This window comes from Spirosoma foliorum (assembly GCF_014117325.1).
GTDB lineage: Bacteria > Bacteroidota > Bacteroidia > Cytophagales > Spirosomataceae > Spirosoma > Spirosoma foliorum.
The window spans coordinates 4,676,597-4,692,497 of the sequence record NZ_CP059732.1 but is presented as its reverse complement, the minus strand read 5'-3'; the positions used below and the strand labels follow the sequence as shown (position 1 = coordinate 4,692,497).

13 protein-coding genes are annotated in these 15,901 nt (G+C 47.9%); 3 read left to right on the top strand and 10 right to left on the bottom strand.

What is annotated here, in order from left to right:
* Positions 1-91: 91 nt before the first annotated feature.
* The 5 genes from glgX to H3H32_RS19950 all read right to left on the bottom strand — a co-directional run bounded on the left by glgX (position 92) and on the right by H3H32_RS19950 (position 4,265).
* A complete protein-coding gene (glgX, locus tag H3H32_RS19970; RefSeq protein ID WP_182457418.1) occupies positions 92-2,221 on the bottom strand; it encodes a glycogen debranching protein GlgX in 2,130 nt (709 codons plus the stop codon).
* Positions 2,222-2,352: 131 nt separating this feature from the next.
* Complete coding sequence (locus H3H32_RS19965; protein WP_182457417.1) at positions 2,353-2,808, bottom strand: ferritin-like domain-containing protein; 456 nt, start codon at positions 2,806-2,808, stop codon at positions 2,353-2,355.
* Between the two features lie 97 nt (positions 2,809-2,905).
* Positions 2,906-3,256, bottom strand: a complete 351-nt coding sequence (locus H3H32_RS19960) for a DUF3140 domain-containing protein (protein ID WP_182457416.1) — start codon at positions 3,254-3,256, stop codon at positions 2,906-2,908.
* Between the two features lie 7 nt (positions 3,257-3,263).
* Positions 3,264-3,476, bottom strand: coding sequence for a hypervirulence associated TUDOR domain-containing protein (locus H3H32_RS19955; RefSeq protein WP_182457415.1), 213 nt, complete (start codon positions 3,474-3,476; stop codon positions 3,264-3,266).
* Between the two features lie 72 nt (positions 3,477-3,548).
* A complete protein-coding gene (locus H3H32_RS19950) occupies positions 3,549-4,265 on the bottom strand; it encodes a YiaD family glycine zipper/OmpA-like lipoprotein (protein ID WP_182457414.1) in 717 nt (238 codons plus the stop codon).
* A 440-nt stretch (positions 4,266-4,705) separates the two neighbouring features.
* On the opposite strand from H3H32_RS19950, the gene H3H32_RS19945 reads away from it, so the two are divergent.
* The gene (locus H3H32_RS19945; RefSeq protein WP_182457413.1) at positions 4,706-5,899 is read left to right on the top strand and encodes an alpha/beta hydrolase family protein; all 1,194 of its coding nucleotides are present in this window, start codon (positions 4,706-4,708) and stop codon (positions 5,897-5,899) included.
* Here the strand turns inward: H3H32_RS19945 and H3H32_RS19940 are convergent.
* The 3 genes from H3H32_RS19940 to H3H32_RS19930 all read right to left on the bottom strand — a co-directional run bounded on the left by H3H32_RS19940 (position 5,862) and on the right by H3H32_RS19930 (position 9,054).
* Positions 5,862-7,001, bottom strand: a complete 1,140-nt coding sequence (locus H3H32_RS19940) for a hypothetical protein (RefSeq protein ID WP_182457412.1) — start codon at positions 6,999-7,001, stop codon at positions 5,862-5,864. The genes H3H32_RS19945 and H3H32_RS19940 overlap by 38 nt on opposite strands.
* Positions 7,002-7,069: 68 nt before the next feature.
* Positions 7,070-7,741, bottom strand: a complete 672-nt coding sequence (locus H3H32_RS19935) for a response regulator transcription factor (RefSeq protein ID WP_182457411.1) — start codon at positions 7,739-7,741, stop codon at positions 7,070-7,072.
* Positions 7,738-9,054, bottom strand: coding sequence for a sensor histidine kinase (locus H3H32_RS19930; protein WP_182457410.1), 1,317 nt, complete (start codon positions 9,052-9,054; stop codon positions 7,738-7,740). The genes H3H32_RS19935 and H3H32_RS19930 overlap by 4 nt, the downstream gene beginning before the upstream one ends.
* 215 nt (positions 9,055-9,269) lie before the next feature.
* Between H3H32_RS19930 and H3H32_RS19925 the strand changes: the two genes are divergently transcribed.
* Both H3H32_RS19925 and H3H32_RS19920 read left to right on the top strand, forming a co-directional pair.
* The gene (locus H3H32_RS19925; RefSeq protein ID WP_182457409.1) at positions 9,270-9,662 is read left to right on the top strand and encodes a DUF1573 domain-containing protein; all 393 of its coding nucleotides are present in this window, start codon (positions 9,270-9,272) and stop codon (positions 9,660-9,662) included.
* 153 nt (positions 9,663-9,815) lie between these two features.
* Positions 9,816-12,428 carry a GH116 family glycosyl-hydrolase gene (locus H3H32_RS19920; protein ID WP_182457408.1) on the top strand — a complete coding sequence of 871 codons (2,613 nt, stop codon included), beginning with the start codon at positions 9,816-9,818 and terminating at the stop codon, positions 12,426-12,428.
* Between the two features lie 74 nt (positions 12,429-12,502).
* Here H3H32_RS19920 and H3H32_RS19915 read toward each other — a convergent pair whose 3' ends face one another.
* Together H3H32_RS19915 and H3H32_RS19910 are read right to left on the bottom strand one after the other, a co-directional pair.
* Positions 12,503-12,880: a retropepsin-like aspartic protease gene (locus H3H32_RS19915; protein WP_182457407.1), complete on the bottom strand. Its 378-nt coding sequence runs from the start codon at positions 12,878-12,880 to the stop codon at positions 12,503-12,505.
* Between the two features lie 45 nt (positions 12,881-12,925).
* Complete coding sequence (locus tag H3H32_RS19910) at positions 12,926-15,883, bottom strand: S9 family peptidase (RefSeq protein ID WP_182457406.1); 2,958 nt, start codon at positions 15,881-15,883, stop codon at positions 12,926-12,928.
* Positions 15,884-15,901 lie beyond the last annotated feature (18 nt).

Sequence of the window (15,901 nt, the reverse complement as noted above, 5' to 3'; positions counted from 1 at the left end):
TATAACCGACACCACGGCAAAGTACTAACAACATAAACAGCAAAGCCCGCGCAACTTGCGCGGGCTTTGCTGTTTCTAGCTAAAACTATCACTATTTCAGCCGCAAAAGTATCGATGAACGACCTGGTACGGTGAACGGCTTCCCGCCCGCAGTAGGAGCTACCTGAGGATTTACTTGCCCGGTGAAGGTATTCACGACAACTTCCCAGGAAGAGCTTTTGCGACCGATTTTTGGCAGCATAAACGGGATGTCTTCCCAATAAGCATTTAAAATCCAGATCAATTGCTCATCGCCAATGTCCTGACCGTCTTCGGTCTGCTCCGATACCCGTAAACCGTCGATGAAAAGGGCCAAACAGTGCGTGTGTGGATTATTAAGATCATCACCCGTCATTTCTCCGCCATCTGGGCGCAGGTAGGCAACTTGCTCGCTGCCAAAGAAACGACGTCGACTTAGCAGAGGAATGTCATGCCGAAGGGCCGTCAATTGACTGGTAAACTCGAACAGAGCTTGCTGTTTCTCGTTCCAGTGCCAATCCATCCAGCTAATTTCACTGTCCTGATTGTAGCCATTATTGTTGCCATGTTGCGTGCGCCCGCATTCATCGCCCATCACAATCATGGGTGTACCCTGGCTCAGTAGCATTGTTGTCAGGAAGTTACGCTTCTGACGTTCGCGCAATTCGTTGATGGCAGGGTCGTCGGTAGGCCCTTCAGCACCGCAGTTCCAACTCATATTGTCGTTAGATCCGTCGCGGTTATCTTCGCCATTTGCCTCGTTATGTTTATCGTTATAACTAACCAGGTCATTCAGGGTAAAACCGTCATGAGCCGTAATCAAATTGATGCTGTTGGCTGGCGAACGGCCATCAGCTGCATACAAATCAGGGCTACCTAATAGGCGAGTGGCGGTTTCGGCCGCTTTGCCTTCGTCGCCTTTCCAGAAAGTCCGGAGGGTATCGCGGTACTTGCCATTCCACTCCGACCAGCGTACCGGAAAACCTCCGACATGGTACGATTGAATATCCCAGGGTTCAGCAATGAGTTTTACCTGAGCCAGAATTGGGTCCTGAGCTACCGTGTCTAGGAATGACGAAACGCTGCCGAACTCTTCGTCGGTACGGATCAGGGCAGACGCTAAATCGAACCGGAAACCATCAATATGCATGTCGGTTACCCAATAACGCAGACTGTCCATTACCAGCTGCAATACGCGTGGATGGCTTAGATTGAACGTATTGCCAGTACCCGTATAATCCATGTAATACTCAGGACTATCGCCAACCTGATGGTAGTAAACGCGGTTGTCGATTCCTTTAAACGAAAGTAAAGGTCCCAGTTGATTACCCTCGGCGGTATGGTTATAAACCACATCCAGAATAACTTCGATACCTGCCTTGTGCAGGTTTTTAACCATCTGCTTGAACTCCGCAACCTGCTGCCCAGCCATTCCAGACGAGGAATAGGTATTTTGAGGAGCGAAGAAACCGATGCTGTTGTAGCCCCAGTAACTCTCGTCGGTAAATTGATGAACAGGCAACAGTTCAACCGCAGTAACGCCCAGTTTTTTCAGGTAGTCCGTTACTTCGGGCGTACCCAAACCCGCATATGTCCCTCGAATGGATTCATCGATGGTTGGATGTAGGTGTGAAAAGCCTTTGACGTGCATTTCGTAAATAACCGAACGATGCAGGGGAGTGGCGGGTGCGGTGTCATCTTCCCAATCGAAAGCCGGATCAACAACCACACTTTTAGGCATGGTTGGTCCACTATCCTCCTGACTCATCACTAGGTACTCATCGGTACCTTCATCAGTAGAGGTGGGTTTAGTATGATCGTAGGCCAACCAAGTGTCGTTATGATTGACGGGGGCGTTGATGGCACGAGCATAAGGGTCGAGCAGGAGTTTGTTAGGATTGAAAAAATGACCTGCCTGGGGATCATAGGATCCATCTACCCGAAAGCCATACAGTTGCCCCGGTTGCAGACCATCCAGATAAATATGCCACACTAAGTCAGTGCGCTCCGTAAGTGGGATACGGGCTGTTTCGCGACTCGGATCATTGGTATCATAGAGACATAGCGAAACAGCAGTAGCATTTTCGCTAAAAAGCGTGAAGTTGACGCCCTCGCCATCATAGGTAGCGCCTAGCGGGTAAGGTTTGCCAGGTTTGGATTGGATCGATTCGGATAATGAATTGCTATTAGATTGTTTACTCATAACGTAGTTGTGTAGTAATAAAAGGTGTTTATGCAGAGAGTAACCACCTGTAGGAGATGAATGTTTTGGTGAGCAGATGGCACAAAAAAGCCTACCTCCAAAGGAGGCAGGCTTTCCAATCCCACCATTCACTACACTACCAAGGCCAGACGAGCCATTGTTGAATTGGCTGAGTCAATGCTATGCTTCTGTTGAAGCAGCAATTCACGTGTGCTGGCTGCTAAGTCTGTTTCCTGAAGTACGGAGTTATAGGTATTCAGGGCTTCCTGATCTCCTCTATGACACTCCTGTACTACAGCTTTATCATCATTGGTGGAAAATGCTGACTTGATGTTAATCCAGGCACGGTGTAAATCAGCTGTTAAGCTGGTGCCTTCGTCGGGTTCTCCACCCAGTGCCCTTATCTCACGATCCAGTTCCTGCGCAAACTCAGCTCGCTGACGCGACTGGGTTTGAAGCAATATTTTTAAGTCGTTATCGTCTACATTCTCGGCGGCTTCCTGATACCCTTTTTCGGCATCATGACTAAGGGTTAGGAGCTGGCTTAGTTGATCCAGGATTTCGACCCGGCTTACTTTTACATTCATAACGTTTTTAGGATTGTTGTGTTAACTAGGTGGCAAAAATTCATAACGTTTCGAGTTGAGCAAATCAGAAAGGCACTTGTATTTGAGTATTCGGTAATTACGATTTAGTAGGATCATGACCCCAGTTTTTTAGGGAGTATTCCCAATTGGAGTCAGCTACCTGTTCAGGACGTTGGGCAGTATGACGTTTTACATAACTGACTACTTTTCCCATGTGAGAGTAATCGTCGTCGGTTAAATCGCTGGCTTTCTTGTTAAGAATATCGATAATCCGCTTTCCTGACTTGTGGCCAATCGATTCACTTTCGCCCTCTTTTGTTTGGCCAACCGACTTTGATTCGTCGGTTTTTAGCCAGCTTTCAAGTTGAGACGCCGACATGTTGACGACTTGCTCAAACTCCTTTCGGGCCTGCTTCTTATCCTGATCGTTGTGTGTAGCTGTGGTCATAATCGTTTTATAGTTTGATGACTTCACTAGCCGATTTTACAATTCGTTTCTTTCCCTGTTTGATAACTAAAGCCGGTTCATCGGCAGAGCCTTTCCGTTTGACGGTTGTTCCCTGAACCGTTCGTTTGATGTCTTCCGGGTGAACTTCTACGATTTGGCCTGTAGCTTTCCCCTTACTATAGTTCCAACTTACTTCGTCGCCTTTTTTCGGATTATTCATGGCATTTAGTTAGGTAACGGGGTGGAGAAGAAAACAGCCGGTTAAGAACCTACTCTTAACCGGCTAATGACTTTATTCACTAGCGCTGAGCTTGCCGTTTTTAGCATCTGACTGCATTTGTTTGTTAGCAAACACAGCAATATCGACCCGGCGATTTTTCTGACGACCAGCTGCGGTAGCGTTGTCGGCAATTGGCTGATTTTCACCATACCCTTTCTCGTCGACACGGGATGTTCGTACACCCTGTCCTTCCAGAAAGCTGGCAACGGCATCGGCTCGTTTTTTAGATAAAGCCAGATTGTGTTCTGCCGAGCCTGTAGCATCAGCGTGGCCCTCAACCAGAATATTCGTATCCTCTTCTTTGTTGAGCGTTTGTGCAAAGTTGATCAGCTGTTGACGTGTAGCCGATTTAAGCGCATAAGAGTCTGTATCGAACAGAATGTCTGAACCCAGACTCACTTTGATTCCCTCGCCAACCCGCTCTACTTGCGCATCGGGCATCTGACGCTTGATTTCTTCGGCTCGTTTATCCATCCGACGACCAATTACGGCCCCGGCGGCTCCCCCAACGGTTGCGCCCAGAATAGCGCCCAAAGCTGTATTCCCTTTAGTTTTGCCAAGCATCCCACCAAGAACGGCTCCTCCGCTGGCACCAACTATAGCCCCTTTCTGGGTTTTGTTTAGCTTCTTTTTGTCACTCTGGGCAGTAGACACATTACTAGATAAGATACTGACAGCCATCAGAAGCGCAATTGACTTCGTTCCGACTGATTTCCATTGATAGTTCATAGCGTTGTGAATAATTGGTATTGCTTCATAGCTATCCAAACGCTGTACCAGTTTAAGGTGTGACACGTATTGGTGTTCGTGTATCTCTATACAAGTAATTGATAATTAATGGCTTAACTTTTATTGAGTAGGGCCTTATTTTAGATAATTAATTTTTAAGACAACTAATTTGATAGAGTAAGCGGGAAGCTAGATGCCTATTGTTGTGGATTTCGCTCTACATAAATGGACAATTGGGAAAGAGATAGGGCGCTGTTGTGAATCGTTACAACCAATACAAATAGAAATTTAGTGTGTTTAGTTGTTGGTTTTTATGTTCAACTATCTGTTTGTTAATAATTTAACTATTTTTTGGTGTCAGTCTGTTTATTTGTTTTAGCAAACGAAAACGACTTTGCAAACGTTAAATAAGTAGCCTGTCTATTGTTTTATCCAACTACATGTTGACTATTAAATCATTTCTTTCTCTGCTACTTGCAGGGATTCTTCTACTCGTTGTACCAACAAGCTGCAAAACATCGGGAGATGCAGTTGTAGCTGCGTTCCCCCGCACATTAGTGACGAGCACACTACTAGGCGAGTACACAACCGCCCAGTTACGTAGTCGCTTTACAGGTACGAATGCCGCTCTTCAGCTTTTTATTCGGTACGGAATTAAGGCGTATCGGTTAGAATACACCACGACGAATACAGATGGAAAGTCTATTAAAGCATCGGGAGCGCTTATTATTCCGAATGTGCCAACAGCCGTGCCGCTGCTAAGTATGCAACATGGAACAATTACGAGCGAGAGCGATGCCCCCTCGAATTTCGGCTCGAGTAGTGAAGCGTATTCATTTGGATCGGTGTTTGCCTCGCAGGGCTATATCATTGCGGCTCCAGATTACATTGGCTACGGAGCTTCCAAAGACCTTCCGCACACCTATGAGCAGCGTAACGGACTAGCTACAGCCTCGCTGGATATGATACGTGCCACCCGCGATTTCCTTACCGATCAGGGTATCAACTGGGACAAACGATTATTCATTGCTGGGTATTCAGAAGGAGGCTACGCTACCTTATCGCTACAAAAGAAAATAGAGGAAGAGACCACAAATGAATTCAATTTAGTGGCTTCGAGCTGTGGGGCTGGCGCTTATGATAAACCGGCTTTCATGAAGCAGATTATTAACGAAAAGACGACAGGCGTCGATTATATCAATCGACTTTATATATGGGTATTACAAACCTATGATCGAATTTATGGGCTGAATCGGCCCATATCGGCTTACTTCAAAGAACCCTATGCTACACAGATTGCAGCACAGGGCAAAGACGTTTCTATTAATGTAAGTCTGAATCAGACGTTTACGGATAGTTTTAAACAGGGTATCAACGATGGTACCGATAAAGCATTTCTGGCTGCCGTTCAGGACAACGACATTCACGACTGGAAACCACGTACCCCAACTCGCCTGTATCATGGTGATGCCGATGAGATTGTGTCTTTTCTGAACTCGCAGAATGCCTACGACGCCATGATAAAACGGGGTGCCACGAACGTTAGGCTGATTCCGTTAAAAGGAGCCACACACGGAACCGGCGTGCTGGGCTTTATTACAGGGACTTACGATTTTTTTGGCTCGATACAGTGAGGATCATATAGGCCGCCTGGTTAACCTGCCGCGTTTGGGAGCCAATGGTTGTCCGGGCGCGGTCGTCATCACAGATGAGCAGGAGCCGCCTGGCATCCAGTGGTGTCAGGTCTTCGGCTTTGTGCCCCGGCGTATGTACAGGCTGCCCCTTGGCATCGCGGATGAGCGTGAACGGCTTGTTGGCGTATAGTTCATCGGAAGTAGCGGTCCACAGATAGGCATCCAGTTTCCCGTTGGCTTCCTGCGAGGTGAGCATCCAGAATCGTTTCTGAAACGGATCATATTCCAGGCTCGATAGGGCGAGTGGTTTCGGCAACGTTGCATCAGCATTGGCGATGTCGAAATCATTGATCAGTTTCCAATCGTCCAGCACGCGAATTCGTTCTGTATTGCCGCTTTTCTCAATTTGGTACGATACGCCAATGATTTTTGCCTGATAGGTGAAACTTTCATACGATTTACCCATCTCCCGAATGCCGAACAAAAGTTGGTTGTCGGTAGCAGCCAGCCCCTCAATTTTGAAATAAGGAATTTCGCCGGGAAACTCGCTATTGGCCAGGACCTGCGCAATTCGATGCCGATAAGCCATCGAATTATGGCTGGTATCATCGGGAGCTAGTACGTGCGGATGCTGCTCGTCGCCACTGCGCCAATACAGAATCGTATTGTAGCTGTCCCAATCGTGGCTACCCGGTTTTACACGGTCGAAGGCAGTGGTGAGCAGGATAAACTTCCGATCGGGCGTTTGGGCAAAGTCCTCGTATTTACGGGTATTGGAGAATATGGGTTGCGTCAGGTACGTTGGGGACTGGTTCGAATCGGCCAGTGTTGCGGGTGTTTTCACAAACACCGGACTCTGACCGGCGGGCATGTCTTTATCATTGGCGAAGATCAGATTTCTGCCGTCGAACACAACAGCCGACGCTTCGCACCAGACCGCCTGCCCGTTCAGTGAAGTTCCGGCGGCAAAGCAGGTCAGGAATCCTTCTTCGGTAATTTTTGCGGTAGGTATAGTGGTTGCGTTGCTGGCTACTTTAGCTGTTTTACAGCCAAAAACGAGGGCCAGCGAAGTGACGAAAATGGAGCAGTATTTAAAAACCATAGTAGCGTATCGAAGTTGGGCGCAAGATAAATAATATGGCTAATAGATGATGTTAGTACCTACAGTGGCTACTGCCGTAAAACGAACCCGACTCCATGCACATTCTCGATTCGGATAGTTGGGTCCTGAGCAAGACGTTTTCGGAGTCGGGAAATAAATACATCGAGACTCCGACCCATGAAATAATCATCATCGCCCCAAACGGCCCGCAATAATTCATCTCGCCGGACAAGCGTATTGGGCCGGTCGAGGAGGTACGCGATTACATCGGCTTCGCGATGGGTGAGGGTCTGTGTTTGCCCTTTCACCGTAAGCGTTAGATTTTGCCGATCGAGAGTGGTATGGCTTACTGGTTGTCGATCTACAGCAGTCGTTGTTCGACGGAGGAAAACGTTGATTTTTAGGATCAACTCTTCAATACTGAAGGGCTTGGTCAGATAATCGTCGGCTCCCAAACGAAGCCCCTGCAAGCGGTCATCCCGGTTGGCCAGGGCACTTAGGAATAAAATCGGGACTTGTGTATTGATGGAGCGAATTTGCTTTGCCAGCGTAAAGCCATCGCTTTGAGGCAGCATCACGTCCAGCAAACAGACATCGAACGAACCTGCCTGAAACGCAGTCCAGGCATCGGGGCCATTGGTGCAGTGCGTAACCCGAAACGGGACGTTTTCGAGCGTATCCCGAATAACGAATCCAAGGTTGACATCGTCTTCAACGAACAGAATGTGAGCCGTTTTCAAAGGTGAAAGAGTGAAAGAGTGAAAGAGCGCATAGCTGAGAGAACACTCATTCGTTCATTCACTCTTTCGCTCTTTAATAAATTACTCATTACTTCAAACTTGCTGCCTTTGCTTACCTCGCTACTGAGTTTCAGTCGCCAACCATGTGCACGAATAACTTGCTGGACATAATATAAACCCAGTCCAAAGCCTTTTACATCGTGCGTATGCCCGGATGAGACCCGAAAAAACTGTTGAAAAACAGCTTTTTGATGCTGGGGGGCAATACCGATACCGTTGTCGCTCACCGACCAGATTAGTTGTCCTTCTTCATTTCGTGTGTGCAATACGACACAAGGCTCTTGGGTGCAATACTTCATCGCATTGTCAATCAGATTGTTTAAGGCCGTTTCGAGTTGATAGCGGTCGGCACGTATATGTGCGTTCGTTGCAGTCAAGTTAAGAGTAATAGTTGGCGTAAAGGAGTCTGCGGCAGTGCGCATAACTTCATGTAAATTGACTTCCGTTAGTTCAAGGCCGAAACCCGTGCGTTCGGAGCGGGCCAGTTGTAGAACGCTGTTGATTTGTTTCTGCAATCGCCGACTTTCTTCGCCCAACACACGAGCATATTGTTTCAGCCGGTCGGGTTGTTGGGTAATAGTTTCAGATTGAAGGACATCAGCCGCAATACGAATGGTTGAAACCGGGGTCTGTAATTCATGGGTGATGTTGTTGATAAAGTCGCGTTGTACTTCGGTTAATCGTCGCTGTTTTAACACAACACTTAGCGTGTAGCCGAAGAAACCAACTACCAGCAGTACCGCCATCGTCGACCACAGCCAACCTGTTAATTGACCAGCTACAAAGGCCGTTTGATTAGGAAATCGAATCCCGAAATAGTACGTATATCGTGGAAATTTCGGCAGCGTTTTGCCGTTTTGCAATTTCGTTACAGCCAAACTACTGGTGCTTACATAAGCCCCGTAGACCATTCGATCGGTTTCGCAATTATAAATACCATACTCATAATCGGTAATGAGATTATGTTGCTGCAAGGACCGCTGAATGTATAGCTCGAGCGTAGCCGGGTCGATAGGGGCGTCGGTATTGACGATGAAATAATCGGCCGAGAGTTGGGTAACGGCATACCGATTCAAGGTGAAGTTGTTGAGCTTGGCTACGTCGTCGGCCACATCCTGCAACGCAATAAACGCCGACTGCCGGAACTGCCGTTCGCGCAGAGCATAGGCATTCCGAACCCAAATTGCCTGTACGGCCAGGATTCCGATGATGGATAGCACCGAAAGAACAACTAACAGGCGTAGACGAGACATTTTTTAATGAGCGAAAAAGCAAAAGAGTGAATGAGTGACTGTAAAGTAACGTGAATTCGCTCAATCACTCAATCGCTCTTACACTAATTTACCCCTCGTTAACAACTCATTAACAAACATTAGCAAGTGCTTAACAAGGCGTTCGACATGGAGAAAGTAGGTTTGCATCGTTGCCTGAGTGGGCAAGTTGATAAACCATCTCAAACCATTTTTCTATGAAACGTTTCCTGTTTTTCGGTTCGCTAGTTGTATTGGCCGTTTCTATGGCCATGACCGTTCCTGCTGCTTTATTTAACTGGCGGAGTGCTACCCATGATTTTGGGCGTGTTGTTCAGAATAAGCCTGTTACAGCGGAATTTTCGTTCACGAATAAAGGCGAATTACCACTTGTGATCAATCAGGCCAAAGGTTCTTGTGGCTGCACTGGAGTCGAGTATCCTAAAGCACCTGTTTTGCCAGGTCAGTCGGGCGTAATCAAGGCCACTTTTAATGCCGCTGCTTTAGGTGCGTTTAATAAATCGGTCACTGTTGAGTCGAATGCCGAAGGAGGAACGCAAGTCCTCTATTTCAAAGGCGAAGTCATTAAAGAAGGCGCAGCGGCTCAATAAAGGAGAGGTGGTTCATAATCAGTCTTTTTGAGCTGAATTAATCCCTTTTTCTACAACAGTAATAATTATCCAGGGCGTCGCTTTTAGTAGCCTAGATCGGTACGATCCCATCGGGGTCATACCGATCTGTTTACTTGCCAAAAAGAGCCCTTTATGAACCGTATTCCCTGTCAGCCCTGTCTATCACTTCTCTATTTGCTTTGTTTTCTGTCGCTTACAGCCCATATCTGTGTTGCTCAATGGAAACCAAGTGCCTGGCCAACTCTGAAACATTATGACAAAGACCACCTGCGGAACATTGCCCTTCCGCTGGGCGGAATTGGTACGGGAACGGTATCGCTCGGCGGGAGAGGGGAGTTGCGCGATTGGGAAATCATGAACAAGCCTGCCAAAGGGTTTAGCACAGTTACCGTTGGAAATAACGCCCCGTTTTTTGCCATTAATGTGCAACCTACTCAGGGCAAATCCATGACGAAGGCTTTACTTGGCCCACTAGATCCTTCGGAATTTCAGCATTACGAAGGGCGACCTGTGAATCAGCATGGTTTCCCCCGTTTTACGGATGCTTCGTTCGATGCGGCTTATCCGTTTGGGCAGGTGAATCTGTCAGATAAACGAATGCCGGTTCGTGTAACCGTGAAAGGCTTCAATCCCTTTATTCCCGGCGATGCCGATAACAGTGGAATTCCCATTGCGGTGCTCGCCTATGAGGTAAGCAATACAGGTCAGGAACCCTTAACCGTGTCGGTATGTGGTTCAATGCGGAATTTTGTTGGCAGAGATGGGAGCAAATCCATAAAAGACTGGAAAGGCGACTACGTTCCAATCGGGGCTAAAAAGAATGTGAACACCTACAAACAGCAAGGCGATGTGCAGGGCATATTCATGCACTCGGATAGTGTGAATCGGCGGGATGCGGCCTGGGGAACCATAGCCCTGACAACCAACAACCAGACGGGCGTCAGTTACCGGACCAGTTCACGATCTAACGATTGGGAAAATGCCATGCTTGATTTCTGGGATGATTTTAGTGCAGATGGTGTCCTGACCGAAAAGAAGCAACTAGTTGATGATGATCCATTGGCGTCGCTGGCAGTTCAGAAAATCATTGCGCCTGGTCAGACCCAGACATTTACATTTTTTATCACCTGGAATTTCCCGAATCGAGCGGCCTGGGCGTCATTTTCAACAAAGGCAGATCAACCAGCCGTTGGCAATTACTATTCGGCTCAGTACGCCGATGCCTGGGATGTTATTGTCAAAACCTTGCCCCGATTGCCGATCCTAGAGCAGAAAACCCTACAGTTCGTCAACGCCTTTTTGCAAAGCGATTATCCCGATGTGATTAAAGAAGCAGCGCTGTTTAACCTGGCCACGCTACGGTCGCAAACCGTTTTCCGAATTCCAAGTGGCCATTTAATGGGCTGGGAGGGTGTTTTCGATGAATTTGGCTCGTGCTTTGGCTCTTGCACCCATGTCTGGAATTATGAGCAGGCAACGGCCTTTTTATTCTCCGATCTGTCGCAGTCGATGCGGGATATTGAGTTTAATTATGCGACGAACGAAGCTGGCAAGATGAGCTTTAGGGTCATGTTGCCGCTTGAAAAAGCGCAAGAGTGGAAGAATGCCGCAGCCGATGGACAATTGGGAACAATCCTGAAGTTTTACCGCGATTGGCAATTGTCCGGTAATCAGGAGTTTCTGAAGAAAAACTGGTCCCAGGTGAAAAAAGCACTGAGCTATGCCTGGGTCAATGGCGGTTGGGATGGTAACCAGGATGGCGTAATGGAAGGACGCCAACATAACACGATGGACGTCGATTATTTCGGACCCAATCCGCAGATGAGTTTTTGGTATCTGGGCGCATTAAAGGCGGGTCGTGAAATGGCCATCGCGATGAACGATCCTGAGCTGGCTAAAAAGTGTGATGATTTAGCGAAGAAAGGGAGTGCCTGGATAGACAAGAACCTGTTTAATGGAGAGTATTATGAGCACAAAATCACCGACCCTAAAACCTTTGCTTTTCTTAATTGGGAACGCGATTCGACTGTGAATGTGCCGGATTATCAGTTAGGAAAAGGTTGCCTTGTGGATCAGTTAGTTGGTCAGATGATGGCGCACATAGTAGGGCTAGGGTATCTGGCCGATCAGAGACACATCCAGACGACGCTGAAAAGCATTATGAAATACAATTACCTGGACAACTTCTCGGATCATTTCAACAACATGCGTTCGTACGTTATGGGCGATGAAGCCGGATTGCTTATGGCAAGCTGGCCCAAAGGACGTTTGAAAGTACCATTCCCCTATTTTGCTGAGTCGATGACGGGTTTTGAATATTGTGCTGCGGTAGGCATGCTCTATGAAGGCCAGACCGAGAATGCCCTTAGCTGTCTTTCGGCCATTCGGAATCGATTTGACGGCCAAAAGCGAAACCCATTTAACGAACCCGAATGCGGCTATCATTATGCCCGATCGATGACCAGTTGGAATGCAGTGCTGGCCTGGAGCCAGTTTCAATATTCGGGCGTCACAGAAACGATGACAATAACCTCGAAACCTGGAAACTATTTCTGGTCAAACGGCTCCGCCTGGGGAACTTGCGCTGTAAGTCAGACAGGCCCGAAAACGAACATTGCCTTAACCGTACTGAGTGGCAAAATAGGACTTCGAACGTTTAAGGTTCAGCATGCAGGAAAGCACTCATTCGCTAAACGGCAGGAATTGGGAGAAGGGAAAATGATCAATTTTACCGTAAATGAATAGTTTTTTGTACCCATGGGCTTCAGCCCGTGTATGAGATACTTGATACACGGGCTGAAGCCCATGGGTACAAAAACTTATATCAACTGCATTTTAGCCACTTTAGGATCCACGTGGACTGTATCATGCTCGAAATCTAACTTGATGCGCCATTTCTGCATCGTAGCCGCACCAATGATCGCTTCTTCACTCAAGCCCGGTACGACCAGAAATTCATCGGAAAGAAGTACATCCTGTAGATAGAAATCTAACCGAACAACATGCTTAATTTCGATGTAATGACCTTCTGCTGCCGTAGCCACACGCCGAATTCTACCTAGACTTTCCAAATGGGCTAACTCAGGAACGTGCTCAGGATTGATACAAGACAGATTGGCTCCACTGTCGAACAGTGTGTACAGATGCTTCTCTCCCTGAGAACCTACATAAAGTAGCGGCTGCTTGATAATTGACATGTCGGCGGATTGTTTCTGTAAAGTTACATAAAAGGCCTTTTCATATCAATATTTCATTTCACCCCGATCCTTCTCGACGGCTGATCGCCCCTCTTTCATCCAGATTGGCGTGGGCGCATCTTTGAGGTAATAATCAAAGAATTGGTACAGGCGAATGCTCAAATCTTTCGCATTATGACGCTGGGTCAGGTTATGCCCTTCGCCATTGTAGACCAACATCCAAACAGGCTTGTTCAGACGACGCAGCGCTGAGAATAGCTCAATACCCTGATACCAGGGAACGGCTCCATCGGCGTCATTGTGTGTCATCATCAGCGGAGTTTGAATACGATTCGCGAAGAAAAGTGGCGAGTTCTCAATGTAGTTCATCGGCTTATCCCAAAGCGTACCCCCAATCCGGCTTTGCGTTTTTTCGTACTGGAATTGCCGGACAATACCCGTTTCCCAGCGAATGCCACCATAGGCCGAGGTCATGTTGGCTACAGGAGCACCAGCCTCAGCGGCCCGGAACAGGTTTGTGCGGGTAATGATGTATGCAGTCTGATAACCGCCCCAGCTTTGCCCTTGAATACCTAGCCGGTCGCGATCAACAAAGCCTTTGTCCAATAAACTTAATACGCCCGGCACAATGCAGTCATAGGCATTGGGGCCCGGCTGGCCAGTGGTGTAAACAATATCCGGAATGAAAACCAGATACCCATTCGAAACGCAGTAAGGCACGTTTATGGTAGAGCGGCTTGGCGCTGGTGCACGGTAGTCATTTAGCGTTTCGGCATTTCGTTCGTAGAAGTACGTTAGCATCGGGTACTTCTTCTTCGGATCGAAACCTTCGGGTTTAAAGAGCAACCCTTCGAGTTTGATACCATTGGTGCCAATCCAGCTTACAATTTCGGCACTACCCCAGCGAATACTGTCCTGTTGTGGGTTCGTACGAGTCAATTGTTTTGGTGAAGCCAGCGTTGTATCGGTCAGAAATATGTTGATTGGCTCCTGGTAATTGCCTTTGTAAAACGTCATCGTCGACGCATTCTTCGCTTTGTTCAACCCGAAATACCGGTGATTACTACGGCTCAACGTGGCTGGGTCCATAGCCGCAAGCCCATTCTTGCTTTTCAGAATCCCGGTCGATTTGTCGCTTTCCCAAATACCTGTCAGAAATAACTCGATTTTTGGATCAATGGCCTTTTCAACAATACCACCCCGTCGGCCAGGCGCATCATCATCGTCATTGTCCAATTCGGCACGACGGAGCCGAACGTTGTTTTTACGTCCCCAGCCAGCAGTCAAATTAAGCGGTTTTTCACGCCCAGTTGGGTCAACCTGCCAGATATCGTAGCGGTCATAGAGCCACACATACCGGTCGCCGGTTGTCCAGCCAGCCGCCCCATAGGCACCGGGTAGATTTGGCGTATCATGCTCTTCATCGAAAAATTTACTAGGTAGGCCGCGTGTCAGATCAATGCGTTTCCCGTCCATCACCGACCAGGCGCGCCAGAGCGAATCCCGCTCATCGAACCAATAAGCATATTTCCCTTCTGGCGATAGCTTTGGTTGCGATGCCATAATATCATTGGCAATCCGCTTTTTTGTACCTGTCTGGGTGTCGATCAGGTATAAATCCGTATGGCCAGGGTCCCAGGATGCCTGTACCTGATAGGGCAGATCACTTAATCCCAATAAGTAACGTGGATTAGTTTTTGGGTCGAATCCAACCGTCGGCACTTCCCGATTGGCTAACGGAATAACGGTGCCGGATGCCAGATCATAGACAGTCAGGAAACCGCGTTCTTTTTCTTCTTTGAGCCGTTTCTGTTGCATCGGTTGCAGGCGCGTATCGGTCCAGGTCCAGATATCCATCCGCACCTTTTCATCATCGGGCGTCAGGGTGTCTTTGGTTGGTTTGGGCGCAATAGGTGACGTTGAAAAATACAACCGCTTGCCATCATCGGCAAACTTCGGCTCCCGAAACTCATTCACCGACCAACCTTTGGGCAGCGCTTTAACCGTCGTATCGGCAATTACGGTAAAGGGCACTTCAACCAGGGGCATTTTGGGCTTTTTACCTTTAGCTACGCTTGCTGGCAATAGACTTTTATAGTAGAGCGAAAACACTTTCACATCAGAGCCCGCGCTATCGGCCGATGCCATCCAGGCCAATTGTTTGCCCGCTTTATCAATGGCCAGGCCTTTGTAAATTTTTCGCTTCGAGCTTGTGTCGACAAGCATTGTTTTGCCATCGGTTGTATTGAACAGGAAAACGCCTGGAATACCTGCTTCGCCCGTTTTTAGTGAGTCACTTGCCGATTCTTTACTATAAAATACGGCCTGACCATTATCCGAAACAACAGCATTAGAAACGTAGCGAACGGTTTTACGGGTGCCATCGGCCATGTTGAGCAGCGTCAGATCATCACCTTTGGGCTTTTTCACCGGGCCTTTCCGGGTGGCTACCGTTGTTATGGAAACGGGCGGGGCTGGGTTGAGGGTGTCTTTCGGCGTTTGTGCTACAGGTTTAGGGGCGGGTTTTTCTTTATCTTCCTTCCGTTCCTGAACCACAGCCAGCCACGAACCGGCTTCCTTGCCAAACGAGAATGATTTGATATTCGGTAATTTAGTTGATTTTCCTGTCGATAAATTCAGCACTAAGAGACTATCTTTCGGCATCTCGTCGGGCTTTCGTTTTTTGAGCTTGGCCTTACGAACATCGGCTACCGGTACTTTCAGACGCATCACCAGAAATTTACTGTCGGGTGTAAATTGAGCCATGTAGCCCCGTGGAAAAACATAGCGCGTAGCTGCAGCGCTGGCAGCTACTTCCAGTCGCCCATCGCCGTCCTGAGGGTCAATCTGGTAGGCAATCCAGCGGCCATCGTTCGAGATTTTTTCCGAGCGAACACTTTGCCAACGATCGTAATCGGCACTGGTGAGAGCTCGCTTCTGAATCTGAGCAAATAGGGGGGAGGAAAATAAAAAACAGAGTAAGAGTTGACTGAAGCGGGTCATAAAAAGGAAAAGTTGAGA

Coding starts and splice junctions, on each gene's coding strand:
- glgX (WP_182457418.1), bottom strand. CDS start 2,221: ATGAGTAAACAATCTAATAGCAATTCATTATCCGAATCGATCCAATCC.
- H3H32_RS19965 (WP_182457417.1), bottom strand. CDS start 2,808: ATGAATGTAAAAGTAAGCCGGGTCGAAATCCTGGATCAACTAAGCCAG.
- H3H32_RS19960 (WP_182457416.1), bottom strand. CDS start 3,256: ATGACCACAGCTACACACAACGATCAGGATAAGAAGCAGGCCCGAAAG.
- H3H32_RS19955 (WP_182457415.1), bottom strand. CDS start 3,476: ATGAATAATCCGAAAAAAGGCGACGAAGTAAGTTGGAACTATAGTAAG.
- H3H32_RS19950 (WP_182457414.1), bottom strand. CDS start 4,265: ATGAACTATCAATGGAAATCAGTCGGAACGAAGTCAATTGCGCTTCTG.
- H3H32_RS19945 (WP_182457413.1), top strand. CDS start 4,706: ATGTTGACTATTAAATCATTTCTTTCTCTGCTACTTGCAGGGATTCTT.
- H3H32_RS19940 (WP_182457412.1), bottom strand. CDS start 7,001: ATGGTTTTTAAATACTGCTCCATTTTCGTCACTTCGCTGGCCCTCGTT.
- H3H32_RS19930 (WP_182457410.1), bottom strand. CDS start 9,054: ATGTCTCGTCTACGCCTGTTAGTTGTTCTTTCGGTGCTATCCATCATC.
- H3H32_RS19925 (WP_182457409.1), top strand. CDS start 9,270: ATGAAACGTTTCCTGTTTTTCGGTTCGCTAGTTGTATTGGCCGTTTCT.
- H3H32_RS19920 (WP_182457408.1), top strand. CDS start 9,816: ATGAACCGTATTCCCTGTCAGCCCTGTCTATCACTTCTCTATTTGCTT.
- H3H32_RS19915 (WP_182457407.1), bottom strand. CDS start 12,880: ATGTCAATTATCAAGCAGCCGCTACTTTATGTAGGTTCTCAGGGAGAG.
- H3H32_RS19910 (WP_182457406.1), bottom strand. CDS start 15,883: ATGACCCGCTTCAGTCAACTCTTACTCTGTTTTTTATTTTCCTCCCCC.